Consider the following 16,898-nt stretch of genomic DNA (forward strand, 5'->3'; position numbering starts at 1 on the left):
TAGTACAACTTTTTTAGATTTGTGTTCATGCAATAATTTATCATGGCCACGGTAAGATTAATATATCGTTCTAAAAAGAAACGTAGTCAACTAACCCTCCGTTTGCGGTATTCTAATAATGGGAATTCTTTCGCTATAGATGCTAAAATTAAAGAGATTGTTGAAAGGGAGTATTGGGAGAATAAGCACTTTGAGAAACTAAGTAGGGACCCTATAAATCAAAACCGACAAGTAGATTTAAACAATAAATTACAACCGCTTAAAAACTTTGTTTTGGAAAGGTTCTATTCCGCAAATATTGCGGAAGTTGATAAAAGGTGGTTGAGTCATATTTTAAATCAGTATTATAAACCAGTTGAGAAAGAAATCATTGATGAACGGGCAGTTTATTGGATAGATTATATGATTAAAACTGCATCTACCAGACCAAATGCAAAAGGAGGCATTGGTTTAAGTAGGAGTCGAATAAATTCATATAAAAACCTGCAAAAAATTTTTATTAAATATCAGGGGTCATCTCAAATCCTAATCAAAGAACTAAGTAAAGAATGGTTTGAGGGTTTTCGTAAATGGTTGTTTGAAAGTGAAGGGTACTCTCTAACCTATGTCAATAAAAAGATTTCTGATCTTAAAACAATTTGTAAAGAAGCCAAGACGAAAGTTGAAATTGCACCAGATATTGACCTTGTCAAATCACCAAGAGGAACCGCTTATGACCATGACATGGATGTGATTTATTTGACTTTTGAAGATTTGTCTAAAATTGAGAATGTTGAACTTAACAGTGCTGCACTTGAAAACGCTAGGAAATATCTAATCTTATCGTGTTACACCGGACAAAGAGGAAAAGATTTGATTGATCGTATAGTAGCGGAAAACTTCAAAAAAAGGGGAGACCATTTCGTAATCAGATTTATTCAAAAAAAGGTCAATAAGGCAGTAACTATACCTGTTTTGCCCAAAGTACTTGAGATTTATAAGAATGGTCTACCATATAGGGTGAGCATTCAAAAATTGAATAAGCACTTCAAAACCATATGCCAGAAGGCTGAAATTAATGAGATGGTAATGGGTAGGTTGAGGGATAGAAAAACGGGGAAGGGAATTAAAAAACTACGACCCAAATGGCAGTACATTGGAACTCACTCTGGAAGAAGATCGTTCGCAAGCAACCATTATGGGGAGCTTCCCACACCTATTATTATGGCCGTAACTGGTCACAAGAAAGAGAGTTCATTCCTAACATATTTGAATAGAGATAATGAAGATCATATTGACATGTTCATGGATTATTATGCCAAAATGAATCTAAAGGCCAAGAAACAATCGAATTTAACAATCGTGAAGAACGTATCAAATCAATAAGGAAATGGAAGTTCATACAGCATTCAAGATTATTGAACAACTGCAGTTGAGCACGGCCCAAAAAAAAGAATTGGCAATAATGCTGCAAGGTGGTACCGTTAAAAAGAGAAAACCAAAAACCATTACAGTCGCCTGGGCAAAGAGGGATTTTCAAAACAAAATCAGAAAAAGTATTTAGATGGATATTTATGATTCAATAGATGACTTTTTTGAGATTATAAGTGATCCTAGAAATGTATCTCCAATTCATTTCAATATTTTTTTTCCAAGCAAGTTTAAAAATAGACAAGGTTCAAAATCCTTGGATGATAGTTTTGAATTGATACAAAAGTTCAAACGATACGATGGACATAATCATAAGGATTTAGAAAGTAGGGTGTTTTCTATTCTTCAAAAAATTGACAGGTTTTCCGAAATAGAAGCTAATGACGCTCTTGAATATTATGCTGTCAAATCAAGGAATGCGGATTCTTTTAAAACTGGATATATGATAACAGATGGAATTCTATCCGAAAAAGAAAGATACCATTTGTTTGCTTCTTACCATCTTTTCTTCGGGCATATTAAAATTATGGTTGGTAAGGAAATTAAGAATCTAGTAGAAAATAAGGATAAGTTAAGTAACAATAGGGAATTCCCAGAAATGTTTAAGTCCTTAGATGCTTTTAATGTGTTCAGGTACTATACCGCTAATTATATTGGTCCTAATGTAAAAAAGGACCACAGCTACTTGTATCATATGCTATTTGAAAAAGAATTATTAAGGTTTAAACCATCGAAAAAAAACTATCTAAATTGGCTTGTAAGCGATAACTACATTACTGAAAGTGATGTTGACAATTTTTATAATGAAGATGATAAAAACCCCTTGTATTCACTTTCAAAATGTAAAAGTGAGACTAGGCTTGATAGTTTTATCAAATCACTTGAAAAATATTTTCCAACCAATTAAAGGTTTCTCCGATATATCGGAAAAATCAGCCGACAGTCGGAATTTGTTTTAATTGACATTTGTCGAAGTATTAATAAAAAAAATATTTCGATATGTCTGGTACAATTCAATTCATCAATACTACACCCGATGAACTATTAAGTGCGGTCGACCAAAGATTAGAAGGTAGATTAAAGAAACTAGCGGAAAACTTCCAACCAAAAGAACCTACTGAATACCTCACAAGGCATGAGGTGGCCAATCTTCTTAAGGTAGACGTTAGTTCTGTTCACAATTACACAAAGAAAGGATTGCTAACGTCCTACGGACTGTCTGGAAGGGTTTATTACAAACGTAGTGAAGTTGAATCTGCGTTAATTCAACTTAATAAATAACACCTAAACCCTTCAAAATGTTTGGAACAAAATCACAACAGAAAAGAACCTTGCTACGGTTCGACGAAAACTTATTCAAAAGAGAGATTCAAGATCAAGAGGCCCTAATCGACAACGTGATTCCTAAAATCAAAAAAGAATACGAATACTTTCTAGGTAGGTCTATTACAAATGAAGAACTCGAGGGCATTCTCAAGAAAGGCCATTCATTCGTTATAGAAATCCTCCGAAAAGAAAAGAACCTACTTCATGCGAATGAAGAATTTGTATTGGAGGCCCACGGTAAGCATATAACTGATGCCAACCGTAAAAGATCGGAATATCGGTTTGACCTTACTCCGATTGTGTTGGACGGTTTTGATTTTAGCGGAACCAAAATCAAAATAAAGCCTGAAACCGTAAAAAAGTTAAAGAACAAGCATTCGTATTATATTCAATCGGAAGCTGGACAAAAGGTGTACGATCATATGACAAAGATATGTGAATCCCTAAATAAACTTTTGGTTGAAGGTCTGGTTCCAGAACATAAAATCGAAGATGTCCGGAGTGCCCTGGATAGGTTCCTTGAACCAAGGAAATTGGAGAATGGCAAGTATGGTTTAAAAATCAACGAAAAGAGAATCCACCAGATATAAAAAAAACCGGGGATTGCCGGCCCCGGATTTAAAACTTTCATGTTTGACTTCATTATTGGTGCGAAGTCTTCTTTGTTGCACCAAATATAACAATTTTTTTGGTTGCTAGATTTTCTAAAGATAAGTGTAACGGACGTTGACGAAATTGAACGTCTCTGGAAGCATCCTAATTTAATCTTTCATGATTTTAGGGAGCGCCTTTCTCATTTGGATTATGAGACTATCTTAACCAAAAGGACTAAGAAATACAAAGGTATTGTGTTCGCTTTATACAATTCAAAACTTGAAATTCTTTTCAAACCTCATTACTATTTTAATGGAAATGAGCATAATGCAAACGACTTTGGTGTTACCGAGGCAATCTGGACGGTGCAAGATTTCATTTCTAAATTCCAAATAACCAACTATGCGCAATATCAAATATCAAACTTGGAAGCCGGAATTAACTTTAATCTTCCTGGATATGGAGATGATTTCCCGATCAATGTAGCATTCTGGAAGAGAAATGAATTTTTGAATATTGAAAATGTCAAGTCTAAGGAAGCTTATAAATCAGATGAATATGCCAGGGCAAACCGATATAAAAAAGTGAAGCTATATTCTAAATATCTTCAGATGGAAAAGAAACACTGCGAACCTGGCACGTTGAGGTTTGAAGTGAAATCTAAAAAATCATCATACATAAAGCGGTTGGGAATTGATAACATTGGTGACCTGGTCAAATTGAGCCCTTATAGCTTACTTGCTGATGAATTGTACCTAACGGCCACGGAAATCCTGATAATCGAATTAAAGGATGATATGGACGTTTTAAAGGACCAGGATAAAGATAGGCTGCGAAGTTTTAGAAATCCTCTTACATGGCGTTACGAACTTATGAGATACGAGCGTACGAAAAGAGATAGGAACAGATTTAACCGTATGAGACAATCATATAACAACTTACTTGATAGAACCGGTTCAAATATTCATCATTTGTTTCAAGCTGAGGTTAAAAAAAAACTTGATTTTCTAGGTGGTCAAAATGCACTACCTAAAAAGAAAGAAATAGCTTCATTTAACATTGAAGCCAAAAAGGTTGAAGCTAGTGCGCATTTACACATTAATAAAGAGGAAGTAGGCACTACTGTCAGTTTGTCAGATCACTATTGTGAAGTTACCGGTCTATCATTACAGCATGAGGGACCAATTAAAAAAGGTGGGAAAATACCTAGATACATAAGAACAAAAAGTTTAGAGTATCTAAGGGAAAATGATAAGGGTCTGTATTTATCTCTGGCCACCACATACGTACCAAAAGTTAAATACGGAGATTACTCGCCACCGAAAGGAGTAAAAACGTTATTACAGCATACCGCCAAGAACATTAAAAACAGATTTTATAACTCAAGACGTAAGACGAATGACAAAGAAAAAAATGACCAGGAGCGAGGCAGCTAGAAAAGCCGCCACCGATAAATGGACCAATGATCCACAGGCTGCTAAAGAATCATTAAAACGGGGGTGGAAAAGTCGTAAGGAAAAAGCCCTGAAGATTACTGATGGAGAATCTTCATTCACTATGAATGAACGGAAAGCCTTTAGTCTGGGCAAACTTAATAAATCCCACAATTATGCGATGATTTATTTAAGGGAGATAGGTATCCCGCCAGATAGAAAGGACGGAATTCAAAAAGCCGTGAAACGTTTGGTAAGCAATGAATACAAGGACACTGTCAACTTTTATAAGCAGTTCCTGAGCATCGTTCACAGTACTATAGAAAAGGGCGTTGAAATCGACATCTGGAAGTTTATGGAAGAGATCAACAAGACTCGAATCTCAAATAAGAAAGAAGTGTATCGATACAACGGCGAACTGTTGACTATAATTGGAAGGAAACCCAAGAAAAATAAACATTAAGGTACTGTAAGAAGAAAATACGAGATCCGCAATACGGTGCGACTCGCGTTTTTTTTGCACTTGACACATTTTTGAGAAATGCAACACAAAATGCAACAACATGAAGTCTAGCTGTTGCACTTTTAGATGTAAAACACCCTCTTTTGTTGCAGTGAAACCGATTGTTGAAAAGAAGGAATAGGAGAATGGAAAAAAATTTGACTTATCAAGAAAAATTTAACGACGATGTTAATTAAATAATGAAAAGTTTGTGATAAATATAGCTTGATGCTGATTGCAACATGCTGTAATAAAGTGAATTAATAACTAATTTTGAAATAAACTCAAACATGCCCGCTGAAATAAAAGTACCATTCGTATTATCCGCCGTTGATAGATTCTCTTCTGTGATAAAATCAATCACTCGAATGACCGATAAGTTTGCAAGTAACTCTATTGGTGCATTACAAAGATTCGATAATAAGATGACCCGATCATTTAAAAAGTTAGGTAGATTAGGTCAACTGGCCGTTGGGCTGAGTGCAGGGGCCGTATTCTCTACAGCAATTCAAAATAATATCGAATATAATTCCTCGCTTATGAGCTTATCATCCATAACGGGAGCCGTTGGCAAAGATCTTGCCATTCTAGAAAAACACGCACTAGATACGGGAAGAGCAACCGGTATGATGGGAAAAAACGTGCTTACAGCTATGGAGGAGTTAGCCTCTGCACAGCCGGTATTATTAAACAATTCAAAGGCATTAGCTCAAATAACAAAGCATGCAATTACGCTATCACAGGCTGCTCGCATGGATCTCGGTGTGGCTGCTGATTCTTTAGCGACCTCTTTAAACCAATTTGGCCTTGGGAGTGAACACGCATTAAAAGCCATAGATGCCCTATCTGCAGGGTCTGTCTACGGTAGTTCCAAGATACCCCAAACAGCGGATGCACTTTCTAAGTTTGGTACAGTGGCTGCTGCAACCGGCACCAAGTTAAATGAATCGATTGCCTTGGTACAATTGGTTTCCAAATTTGAAAAAGGAAGTGAAGCGGGAACCAAACTAAGAAACATACTTGGCACCATTGCCGGGGCTAAAATATTGCCCAAAGAGCAATTGAATTTGCTATCCAAAATGGGCGTTGATATTGATAAAGTTACTAACAAAGCCATTCCCCTTAATGATAGACTACTGGAGTTTGCCAAGGTGGGTAAAGATAACAACGTGGTTATGAAGCTTTTTGGAAAAGAAAATTCCGCCTTGGCGCAAGCATTGTTCAATAATGCCAGTGGCTTTGAAGCGATGTTGAAGAACGTAAACAAAACCGGAGTTGCCCAAATGCAGGCTGACAAAAATATGTCCTCCTTTGCAAAGAGACTTGAAAAGTTGAAAAACAATTTTTTCAATGTAACCACGGCCACCAACTCGGATAACAAAGCACTGGCCATACTTGGGTCCACGATGGACTGGGTCGGTAATAACATGGAAACCATAGTGGGTATCGGGGCCGGCATGATCGGGATGTACGGCACTTTAAAAGGGCTTATATGGGGTTCTCAAATAGCTAGTGTGGCGTACAATATCGCCCTAGGAGCAAAAGCCGCATTGTCATCTACGGCTTCCATTGCCATTGGTAAGAATGCCATTGCCTTAGGAGCTTACAAAACGGTTCAATTGGCATCTACCGCGGTAACATGGATGGCCACCGCTGCAAGTACCGCCTTTGGTGTGGCATTAAATGCAGGCCTATGGCCTATTTTGGCAGTGGTTGCAGCCGTTACAGGATTAATATTTCTCTTTAAGAATTTGGATAATGTAATGTCATGGTTAGGGAAGCAATGGGAAAAGTTCACCAATTGGATAAGTAACTTATGGGATGGTGTAGTGAAATGGTTTCACAAATTCGATTTTAAAGGCTTCTTCATGGGTATAGGCCAAAGCATATTGAAATTCATGCTCTTGCCTTTAAAAGGAGTCCTGAGCCTTTTATCCAAACTACCTGGTAAGGTGGGCGATTTGGCAAAGATGGGATTGGACAAGATAGGCGATATCACCGGTGAGGTTGGTGTAAAACCTAACCCTCAAGATGGACCGTTGGATAGCCCAGCAATGAGCCAAGCCCGGTCGGAATCTTTGACCCGTGCTGCAATGGTAAAAGGCCAGATAGGAATTAATATAAGTGACCCCGGGCGATTGGTAGAATCTACATCATCAAACGGAAATGTACCTATACCGGTTCATGTTAGCTCAACCCAAGGTGCATTTTAAAAATGAATAGTATGAACGAAATATATATAGAAAATCTAAAGAAGTCGTACTCTAGGTATTTTCAACCAAAAGAAGAAACTCAAACAATGACAGATCATAAGGTTCCACACCGCTCTATTAATCATTCACCAACAAATACTAATAACATGACACTCACGCCGGAAAGGCTTAAAGCCGAAAATCCATCATTATATCAATCCGTTTTTAACCAAGGAGTTAACCAAGAGCGTCAAAGAGTTCAAAACTGGCTCAAGACTGGCATTGAAAACAAATGGGAATTACGTGATGCTCTTAAATCTGATAAAACGGTGGACGATAGTTCACAATCGGAAATAGAAAATTTTTACGGGGCCATTGATAATAGGTTGCAAGGCAAAAAGCCACAAAGTACATTGGCACAATATGAGGTTGAACGGCAAGGTGCCCCGGACCAATATCAAGAAATGGAGGCTAATGACTTTTATAGTGAAATCGATAAAAAACTGATGAGGTAGTATTACCTTTTTAGATTATGCAACGTTCTTTTGACATTAATGTAGATGAGTTAATAAATGCCACTGCTAAACTTGAAAAGTTGAACCGTTCGGCATTGCCAGTGGCGGTACGGCAAACCCTGAACGATACCGCTTTTTTAACGAAAAAGATGTTGCCCAAAGAAGCGTCCAAAAAATTTACTACCCGGCAAAAGAACTTTTTCAACGCCTTTTCTACCGTTCAAAAGGCCCAAGGATGGGATGTGAACAAGATGGAGGCTATTGTAGGTATTGACACGAAAAAGGGTAGTCGTGTTGCCGCAGGATTGGAAGCCCAGGAAACGGGCGGTGTTATTGCAGGGCGTAAATTGGTACCGCACGACATGGGGCGTATATCAGGATCCTATGGTAAGTCTCTCCAGAAGAAACATCTTTTTAAAAAGATTAGAATCCACGATGCTACATCGGCATACAAATATGGGTCCAATAGAGGGAGAAAATCAAAGTTCGCTGCTGCAGCTTTTTCGGCAAGTAAAAGAGGCACTGATTATTTCTTGTTAAAAAAGGGAAATCGAGGTACTGTTTTTAAACTAGAGTCCCCTTTAAGTAGTTCCTTGAAAAGAAAAACACTTAAGCTGAGGTTTAAACCTGTATATAGCTACAGAGGTACAAAAACCCATAAAGTTGATCCTAGTCCATTTATGAAGCCGTCTGCAACCTACGCAATAAAAAAGATACCTGAGATTTATATAAAAAATGCCGAGTATCAATTTAAAAGGGCACTTGCCAGATAGAAAGTTTTAACTTCTTTTGATTATCATTGTTTGAGTTGAACCTCGGTACGTAGCTGTTAGCTGTACCGGGGTTTTTTATTCCCCATCTTCTATTTCATGTATCAACGCGTGTAGGTCATTTACCGAATGAATGGAGCGTATTTCACCTTTGAACTCGATAAACCCCCGTGGGTTTTCGCTTGAAAAAAGTTCAACCAATTCAACATCCAAAGCCTTGGCAATTTCTTGCAAGGTATTAAGCGTAGGGTTACCTCCAACTTTAAGTGCCCTGCTAACAAAAGGGGTGTCTTTACCCATCTTAGCGGCCAAATCCGTTTGTTTCATTCCCTTTGCGGTTAAAATCGCCTTTACTTTATCTGCTATCATACTTACTATATTATACACAAATATAACACAAACGTTAATATTAATGATTTATGTTGTATTAAAATGCAATAATAATTTTGAAATATTAAATTTTATATCTAAAATTGTGTTGAAATACAATTTATGATTAATTAATTAATAATAATTACAATTATGGGACTCAATTACGAACAAAAAAGAGAGATGTTTAAGGAGGGCTTTAAACCTTGGAAATACATTGTGGTAGATGTTAGCGATTATACTTTGGAAGTCAGCAGAACATTACAGTCTTGGTCTATCGAACTATTAGAGTTGATCCGAAGGGCCAACCAAGCCAATAAAATCCATGAAATGCACGGGATTAAAAAGAACATCTGTACTCAAATTTTATATAAAGCGATTGATTCTTTAATGCTTCATAGGCCCTTAAAGGAACATGAGATTCGCGAATACTTCTCCAGAAGAATTGAAATAACCCGTTTTTATGACGGATATCAAGATTTGGTCAGGCCAAATGGTTTGAACCCAAATCCGGAAATAGATTATTATTTACTTGGAAAGTTCTTTGATGTGGAGCATGATGACGTACCTTCTAGCCTTAATTGGTCTTACAGCACACTTGTTTATGATTTGGAGACTTCGATAATTAAACTTGAAGATTTCATTCAAAAGAGCCGTTTATTGATTGAAAAGTCAAAATTAGAAGCTGAGGTTGAAATGGACTAAAAACGAACCATTCGTACAATTTTCGTACAATTTGAAATGAAAAACCCCGTAAACTCAATGATTACGGGGTTCGTTGTACTCGAGATGGGACTTGAACCCATACGGCCATAATGGCCATTGGATTTTAAGTCCAACGTGTCTACCAATTCCACCACTCGAGCCTTTTGGCTTGCTCATCGTGTCTACCTCCCTCCCGATAACTATCGGGATTCGGGACCACCACTCGAGCCTGTTGGCTGCTACAGAGCTGCCACGCACGTAAATAAAAAAACGCCGGCAGGCGGCGTTCGTTTAGAGCGAAAAACGGGATTCGAACCCGCGACCTCCACCTTGGCAAGGTGATGCTCTACCAACTGAGCTATTTTCGCATTTAAAAGAACTAACTAACTCGGTTTGTTAGCGGAGGCAAATTTAATACATTTCTATAAAATGCAAAGAAAAATTTACTTAAAACTTACATAGGTTTTTCTATCCCTTGAGAATGATGGAATTAAGAAGTGGCTTTCTGTTTTTTAGAGAGCATTCGCTTAATTTCGTTCAGTTTCATAAGGGCTTCTACCGGTGTAAGGGTATTGATATCCAAATGCACAATTTCCTCTTTTATCTGCTCCAGTAACGGGTCATCTAAATTAAAGAAACTCAATTGCATTTCGTCCTGTGCAGCTTGTAATTTGTCTGTCAGTTCTTCACTGGAATGTGATTTTTCTAACTTCTTAAGTATCTTATTGGCCTTATGTATAACTTGTTGCGGCATTCCTGCCATTTTCGCTACATGAATACCAAAGCTATGCTCACTGCCCCCGGGGGTCAATTTTCTCAGGAAAAGAACGTTGTCCTTAAGTTCTTTTACGGACACATTGTAATTTTTGATACGCTCAAAAATATGGGCCATCTCATTTATTTCATGATAGTGGGTGGCAAAAAGGGTTTTGGCTCTTGCCGGGTGCTCGTGCAGATACTCGCTAATGGCCCAAGCAATGGAAATACCGTCATAGGTACTAGTACCACGACCAATTTCATCCAACAGAACCAAACTGCGCTCGCTAAGATTGTTCAAAATCGAAGCGGTCTCGTTCATTTCTACCATAAAGGTAGATTCACCCATGGAGATATTGTCACTGGCCCCAACACGTGTAAAAATTTTATCTACATAACCTATTTTTGCCGCTTCCGCTGGTACAAAAGACCCCATTTGCGCCAAAAGTACTATAAGTGCGGTCTGTCTTAAAATGGCCGATTTACCACTCATATTAGGACCGGTAATCATAATGATCTGCTGGTCATCACGGTTTAAAAGAACATCATTGGCAATATACTCTTCGCCCAATGGCAATTGTTTTTCAATAACAGGATGCCTGCCATTAGTAATTTCAATATCGGTGGACTCGTCTACTTCCGGTTGAACGTACTTATTTTCTTTGGCCAACTGGGTAAAACCGCAAAGGCAGTCCAACTGGGCAATCTGTACGGCATTGTTCTGCACGGGATTGATATACTCCTGCATCCACACCACCAATTGGGAGAATAACTGCTGTTCCAAGCTTTGAATGCGTTCCTCAGCGCCCAAAATCTTGGCTTCGTACTCCTTCAATTCTTCCGTAATGTAACGCTCGGCATTCACCAAGGTCTGTTTGCGCGTCCATTCTGCCGGAACTTTATCTTTATGGGTGTTTCGTACTTCTATATAATATCCAAAAACATTGTTCGAGGCAATTTTTAAGGAAGTAATGCCTGTACGTTCGCATTCCCTTTCCAACATCTTATCCAAGTAATCCTTACTCGAAAAGGCCAACATTCGCAATTCATCCAATTCTTCGGAATACCCATCCGCTATGGTTTTTCCCTTGAGCATATTTACGGGGGCCTCCTCATTGAGCATTTCCTTAATCCGCTCCCGTAGCAAGTCGCAGGTATGCAGTTGATCGGAGATAAGTTGCAATGCCTCGTTTGAGCTATTACCGGTCAGTTGTTTGATGGGAACAATCGCTTCCAAGGAATTTTTAAGCTGCACCACCTCTTTGGGGTTGATTTTTCCGGTGGCAACTTTGGAAATCAAGCGTTCCAAGTCGCCCATTTGCTTGATGTTCTGCTGTAACTTTTGAAGCACACCTTCCTCCTGTAAAAAATGGGAAACTACCTGATGGCGGCGTTTTATCTTTTCGATATTTTTTAAGGGAAGAGCCAACCAACGTTTTAACATGCGCCCGCCCATGGGCGATATGGTCTTGTCTAAAATGTCAAGCAAGGTCACCGCATTCTGATGGGGGGATTGGTAGAGTTCCAAATTGCGAATGGTAAAACGGTCCATCCAAATATATTCCTCCTCGGCAATTCTCTTTAACGAGCTTATGTGTTGTAATTGCCTATGCTGCGTTTCCGATAGATAGTGTAACACCACGCCGGAAGCAATCACGCCCAGACTCAAATGGTCTACGCCAAAACCTTTTAGGGTCTTAGTTTTAAAATGATTGGTAAGGGTCTCTAGGGCATAGTCCTCTTGAAACACCCAATCTTCCATGTAAAAGGTATGGAACTGATTTCCAAAAAGTTCCGCAAATTCTTTTTTATGTGTTTTGGGAACAAGAACTTCGTTGGGCGAAAAATTCTGGAGCAATTTGTCTATTTGTTCCTCGGTGCCCTCGGAGGTTAAAAATTCTCCGGTGGAAATATCAACAAAAGAAATTCCCAATAACTTTCTTCCAAAATGAACGGCACACAAAAAGTTGTTAGCCTTGGCATTGAGAATGTCGTCGTTCATGGCTACCCCAGGAGTGACCAGCTCGGTAACGCCCCGTTTTACGATGGTTTTAGTCATTTTGGGGTCTTCCAGCTGGTCGCAGATGGCCACCCTTTGACCTGCTTTTACCAATTTGGGCAAATAGGTGTTGAGGGAATGGTGCGGAAAACCGGCCAATTCGGTGCGGTCTCCCCCGTTGTTTCTGTGGGTTAGGATAATGCCAAGAATTTTGGAGGCCTTAACGGCGTCTTCCCCAAAGGTTTCATAAAAATCTCCCACCCTAAAAAGCAGAAGTGCATCAGGATATTTGGTCTTGATGCTATTGTACTGTTTCATTAAAGGGGTAACCTTTTTTGCTTTTCCCATCTTGCCCTAAACGATTTATTTGACCTATTTTTGCCTTCTCTTTTGCAAAAAACGAATGTATCAATTTTGTCAAGGAATCGCCACATTTGTTGATATTTAGGAATAACTTTCTAGTATGTTTTGGTGGTGAAGGGGCAAGCAAATCAAGTTATGAGAAAATTAAGGAACGATGAACTGGATAGATTGGATGTAGAAGCCTTTAAGGAGGCCGAAAAAGCTCCTCTGGTAATAGTTTTGGACAATATCCGAAGCTTGAATAATATCGGTTCCGTTTTTCGCACTGCCGATGCCTTTTTGGTCGAAAAAATATACCTCTGCGGTATCACGGCAACCCCACCTCATAAAGATATAAGAAAGACCGCTCTTGGTGCTACGGAGAGTGTGGATTGGGCCTATGAGGAAGATACCGTGGCATTGATTCAACATTTGCAGGCAGAAGGATATGAGGTATTGGCCATTGAACAGGCTGAAAATGCTCAATTGCTGAATACTTTTCAAGTGGAAAACAAGAAAAAGTACGCCTTGGTCTTTGGTAATGAAGTAAAGGGCGTTTCCCAAAAAGCCGTGAATCAATGTAACGGTGTAATTGAGATTCCGCAGTACGGTACCAAACATTCCTTGAATATTTCGGTAAGTGCAGGGGTGGTTGTCTGGGACTTTTGGTCCAAATTCAATGTCTAGACACGATTCGATTCGAGAAAAAACCCCTCCTGATTATCCTCTGACAGCCGGTAATTTAACTGCAAATTGGGTGATTTTATTGATGATGGAATCGTAATCAGCCTTGTTTTCAACAAAGTCCATGTCCTTTAAATCAATAATCAAATTGTTCTGCTCGGGGTAACTTTTGATGAATTCAAAGTACCCTTTGTTGATGGATTCCAAATAACCGACGTCAATACTCTTTTCGTACTCGCGACCTCTCTTTTTGATGTTTTCCAAAAGTCGATCTGTAGATTGATAAAGGTAAACGTAAACCTTTGGTTTTTTTACCTCTTTGTACATCAAATAGAATAGTTTTCTATACAACTCGTACTCATCCTGTTGAAGCGTAATACGGGCAAAAATCAATGACTTGTAGATGTCGTAGTCACTCACCATAAAACTTTTGAACAGGTCGTACTGTGAGGTGTCATCTGTAAACTGTTGGTAGCGATCGGCCAAAAAGGACATTTCCAAGGGAAAGGCATACCGTGCCTTTTCCTCATAGAACTTAGGAAGAAAAGGGTTGTCCGCAAAGCGTTCCAAAACCAGTTTTCCATTGAAATCTTCCGATATTTTATTGGCTAGTGTAGTTTTTCCGGCTCCAATATTTCCCTCAATGGCCAAAAAGTTAAGGTTGGCAAACAGTTCTTCCCTGTTTTTATGCAATCGGAAAAGTGTTCGCTCCAACTTTCCCTTATCCCTGCATTCTTGAATAAGGTTGCGGGTGTCTTTGTTCACTACCGGATGGTAGAATTGTGGGGCGATGTCCGCTAAGGGTTTAAGTACAAATTTTCGATAGCACATTTCCGGATGTGGAATAACCAAGGTATCCGAAATAAAGGTCTCCCTTTCGTAATAAAGAATATCGATGTCAATGGAGCGAGCTTGGTATCCCTCTTCCTTATACCTTATCCTGCCAAGGTCCGTTTCAATTTTTAATAGGGTCTCAAGAAGCTTTTGTGGGGGTAAGCTTGTTTGCAGGCTCAGGCAAATATTTAAAAAATCTTCCGATTCAAATCCCCAAGCACTGCTCTGGTAAACAGGGGAAATGCGTTGCACATCTCCAACCAATTCCTGAATGGAAAAAACGGCGGCTTGTAGGTTATTTAGGGTGTCTCCCAAATTACTCCCAAGCGATAAATATGCAGTTTTAAGTTCGCCCATAATTGTAAGACAAAATAACAAAAAGAAGTAGGTATGTTGAGCTAGGGTTTATCAATAGTTATTCACCAATTTAAACTTTAACGTTGGAGTTTGGTGATAACTAAATGGGGTTGGTGTGCTTCTTCAATAAAAGAGGTGTTGCTATCCGTATGTTAATAACCAATCAAATAACCTAGAATAGTATATTTGCTCCATCTTTACGGAGAATATAGAATCCAATCCAGGTAATGCTACTAAAGGTAATTTCCTGGTAGAGGAGTAACAAAGTCCGTTTTTGAAGACATATATTCATAATCTTAGTTTATTATATGAAGTTTTTGAGAAATTTATTGGCAGCCATTTTGGGCTGTATCATAGCTTTTGGAATTGTGTTTATCGTGTTTATGGTATTCGCAAGTTTGCTGAGTAGTTCCGAAGAAACGGTCTCCGTTAAAGAAAATAGCGTTCTTGAGCTGCAATTACAGCAGCCTATAAGTGATTATGTGGGCGATAATGCTTTGGACCCTTTCGCTGGTGCACTTTTTGAGCAAAACCAGGGGTTGGATGAAATTTTACAGGCCATAGCTGTTGCCAAGGATGATGAGGATATTAAAGGAATCAGTATCAACAACAATTTTATAATGGCCGGTCTGGCCCAGACCCAGGCCATCCGTCGGGCATTAAAGGAATTTAAGGAGAGCGGAAAGTTTGTATATACCTATGGAGATTTCTACATGCAGAAAGACTATTATTTGGCGAGTGTGGCGGATAGTATTTTTCTAAATCCGGTGGGAGTATTGGATTTTCGTGGATTGTCTTCCGAAGTACTCTTTTTTAAGGATTTGCAGGAAAAAACCGGTGTAAAAATGGAGGTCATTCGCCATGGAAAATACAAAAGTGCCGTAGAGCCTTTTATTGCCAATGAGATGAGTGAAGCCAATAGGACCCAAATTAAAGAGTTGATCGGTTCGCTTTGGAGTTCAATGATCGATGAAATTTCCGAGGGTAGAAATATTTCGCAAGAAAACCTAAATATCATTGCGGATACTTTGGGGGGAAGATCTCCAGAAATCGCTCTTAAATCAGGATTAATTGATGCTATTGCCTTTTATGATCAGTACGAACAGAAATTGAAAAAGGCCCTTGGTGTTACTGCTGATAAGGAGTTGAATGTGGTTCATTTAAGTGATTATGTCATCCGCTCCAACAAAAAGACACTCAAAAAAGGAAAGGATAAAGTCGCCGTCGTATTTGCTCAAGGTGAAATCCTCTATGGGGAAGGAGGCCCGGATGTGATTGGCCAAGGAATTATCAATGAAGCTATCATAAAAGCCAGGGAAGATGAGGATGTAAAGGCCATTGTGTTGCGAGTGAATTCGCCAGGAGGCAGTGCCTTGACATCCGATATTATTTGGAGAGAGGTTGAATTGACCAAACAAGTGAAACCAGTGGTGGTTTCTATGGGAAATGTAGCGGCCTCGGGTGGTTATTATATTGCGGCAGGTGCCGATAAAATATTCGCAGAACCTACTACTATTACGGGTTCTATTGGTGTTTTTGGGACCATTCCCAATATGGCCGGACTAGCCGAGGATATTGGTATTAACGCAGAACAAGTGGGTACGAACAAGAACTCGGTAGAATATTCATTATTTGAGCCTTTGGACGATGGTTTTAAAGCTGTGGTGCAAGAAGGTATCGAAAGTACGTACCAAACTTTTCTACAGCGCGTATCCCAAGGCAGGGGAATATCAATGGCCGAGGCCGATAGTTTAGCCCAAGGACGGGTTTGGAGCGGAGTGGACGCCCAAAGGTTGGGCTTGGTAGATGAGCTGGGCAACCTGGAAGCAGCTATTGCCGAAGCTGCTGAAATGGCAGAACTAGAAGAATATGGAATAAAAAAATTCCCAAAATACAAATCGGGCTTGGAGCGTTTTATGGAAGACCTTGGCGGCGCCTCGGCCAAAATAAAAGCTAAAATCATTGAAGATGAAATTGGTACGGAGGCCTATTCCATTCTAAAAGAAGTGAATCATGCCATGAACCAAAAGGGGATTCAGGCAAGAATGCCTTTCGTTCTCGACATCAAATAATTTAAGACTTATACAAAATAAAATCGCCCCATGTCGGG

The 16,898-nt window shown here is 39.2% G+C and carries 16 protein-coding genes and 2 tRNA genes; 13 read left to right on the forward strand and 5 right to left on the reverse strand.

What is annotated here, in order from left to right; genetic code table 11:
- Window positions 1-273: 273 nt before the first annotated feature.
- The 10 genes from BIZ36_RS14350 (at window position 274) to BIZ36_RS14395 (ending at window position 8,745) form a co-directional block, all read left to right on the forward strand.
- Window positions 274-1,365: a tyrosine-type recombinase/integrase gene (locus tag BIZ36_RS14350; RefSeq protein ID WP_187458582.1), complete on the forward strand. Its 1,092-nt coding sequence runs from the start codon at window positions 274-276 to the stop codon at window positions 1,363-1,365.
- A 4-nt stretch (window positions 1,366-1,369) separates the two neighbouring features.
- Window positions 1,370-1,543: a hypothetical protein gene (locus BIZ36_RS14355; protein WP_187458583.1), complete on the forward strand. Its 174-nt coding sequence runs from the start codon at window positions 1,370-1,372 to the stop codon at window positions 1,541-1,543.
- Window positions 1,544-2,317, forward strand: coding sequence for a hypothetical protein (locus BIZ36_RS14360; RefSeq protein ID WP_187458584.1), 774 nt, complete (start codon window positions 1,544-1,546; stop codon window positions 2,315-2,317).
- Window positions 2,318-2,409: 92 nt separating this feature from the next.
- Window positions 2,410-2,691, forward strand: coding sequence for a helix-turn-helix domain-containing protein (locus tag BIZ36_RS14365; protein WP_187458585.1), 282 nt, complete (start codon window positions 2,410-2,412; stop codon window positions 2,689-2,691).
- A gap of 17 nt (window positions 2,692-2,708) precedes the next feature.
- A complete protein-coding gene (locus tag BIZ36_RS14370) occupies window positions 2,709-3,326 on the forward strand; it encodes a hypothetical protein (protein ID WP_187458586.1) in 618 nt (205 codons plus the stop codon).
- A gap of 102 nt (window positions 3,327-3,428) precedes the next feature.
- A complete protein-coding gene (locus BIZ36_RS14375; protein ID WP_187458587.1) occupies window positions 3,429-4,766 on the forward strand; it encodes a hypothetical protein in 1,338 nt (445 codons plus the stop codon).
- Window positions 4,729-5,226, forward strand: a complete 498-nt coding sequence (locus BIZ36_RS14380) for a hypothetical protein (RefSeq protein WP_187458588.1) — start codon at window positions 4,729-4,731, stop codon at window positions 5,224-5,226. The genes BIZ36_RS14375 and BIZ36_RS14380 overlap by 38 nt, the downstream gene beginning before the upstream one ends.
- A gap of 407 nt (window positions 5,227-5,633) precedes the next feature.
- Window positions 5,634-7,478, forward strand: a complete 1,845-nt coding sequence (locus tag BIZ36_RS14385) for a phage tail tape measure protein (RefSeq protein ID WP_187458589.1) — start codon at window positions 5,634-5,636, stop codon at window positions 7,476-7,478.
- 11 nt (window positions 7,479-7,489) lie between these two features.
- A complete protein-coding gene (locus BIZ36_RS14390; protein WP_187458590.1) occupies window positions 7,490-7,972 on the forward strand; it encodes a hypothetical protein in 483 nt (160 codons plus the stop codon).
- 17 nt (window positions 7,973-7,989) lie between these two features.
- The gene (locus BIZ36_RS14395; protein WP_187458591.1) at window positions 7,990-8,745 is read left to right on the forward strand and encodes a hypothetical protein; all 756 of its coding nucleotides are present in this window, start codon (window positions 7,990-7,992) and stop codon (window positions 8,743-8,745) included.
- 75 nt (window positions 8,746-8,820) lie between these two features.
- Here the strand turns inward: BIZ36_RS14395 and BIZ36_RS14400 are convergent, their stop codons facing one another.
- Window positions 8,821-9,111 carry a helix-turn-helix domain-containing protein gene (locus tag BIZ36_RS14400; protein WP_187458592.1) on the reverse strand — a complete coding sequence of 97 codons (291 nt, stop codon included), beginning with the start codon at window positions 9,109-9,111 and terminating at the stop codon, window positions 8,821-8,823.
- Between the two features lie 153 nt (window positions 9,112-9,264).
- Between BIZ36_RS14400 and BIZ36_RS14405 the strand changes: the two genes are divergently transcribed.
- Complete coding sequence (locus tag BIZ36_RS14405) at window positions 9,265-9,816, forward strand: hypothetical protein (protein ID WP_187458593.1); 552 nt, start codon at window positions 9,265-9,267, stop codon at window positions 9,814-9,816.
- 76 nt (window positions 9,817-9,892) lie between these two features.
- Here BIZ36_RS14405 and BIZ36_RS14410 read toward each other — a convergent pair.
- The 3 genes from BIZ36_RS14410 to mutS all read right to left on the reverse strand — a co-directional run bounded on the left by BIZ36_RS14410 (window position 9,893) and on the right by mutS (window position 12,919).
- Window positions 9,893-9,977 (reverse strand) — tRNA-Leu (locus BIZ36_RS14410).
- A 134-nt stretch (window positions 9,978-10,111) separates the two neighbouring features.
- Window positions 10,112-10,184, reverse strand: a tRNA-Gly gene (locus BIZ36_RS14415).
- Window positions 10,185-10,306: 122 nt separating this feature from the next.
- Window positions 10,307-12,919 carry a DNA mismatch repair protein MutS gene (gene mutS, locus BIZ36_RS14420; RefSeq protein WP_222937404.1) on the reverse strand — a complete coding sequence of 871 codons (2,613 nt, stop codon included), beginning with the start codon at window positions 12,917-12,919 and terminating at the stop codon, window positions 10,307-10,309.
- Window positions 12,920-13,069: 150 nt separating this feature from the next.
- Here mutS and BIZ36_RS14425 point away from each other — a divergent pair, with 150 nt between their 5' ends.
- Window positions 13,070-13,600 (forward strand): RNA methyltransferase, encoded by a 531-nt coding sequence (locus BIZ36_RS14425; RefSeq protein WP_187458594.1) that lies wholly within the window; start codon window positions 13,070-13,072, stop codon window positions 13,598-13,600.
- Window positions 13,601-13,633: 33 nt separating this feature from the next.
- Here the strand turns inward: BIZ36_RS14425 and folK are convergent, their stop codons facing one another.
- The gene (folK, locus tag BIZ36_RS14430) at window positions 13,634-14,788 is read right to left on the reverse strand and encodes a 2-amino-4-hydroxy-6-hydroxymethyldihydropteridine diphosphokinase (RefSeq protein WP_187458595.1); all 1,155 of its coding nucleotides are present in this window, start codon (window positions 14,786-14,788) and stop codon (window positions 13,634-13,636) included.
- Between the two features lie 308 nt (window positions 14,789-15,096).
- Here folK and sppA point away from each other — a divergent pair, with 308 nt between their 5' ends.
- Window positions 15,097-16,860, forward strand: a complete 1,764-nt coding sequence (sppA, locus tag BIZ36_RS14435; RefSeq protein ID WP_187458596.1) for a signal peptide peptidase SppA — start codon at window positions 15,097-15,099, stop codon at window positions 16,858-16,860.
- The last annotated feature ends 38 nt before the right edge of the window (window positions 16,861-16,898 follow it).

The sequence above is a fragment of the Cytophaga sp. FL35 genome (genome assembly GCF_014349235.1).
Lineage (GTDB): Bacteria > Bacteroidota > Bacteroidia > Flavobacteriales > Flavobacteriaceae > Euzebyella.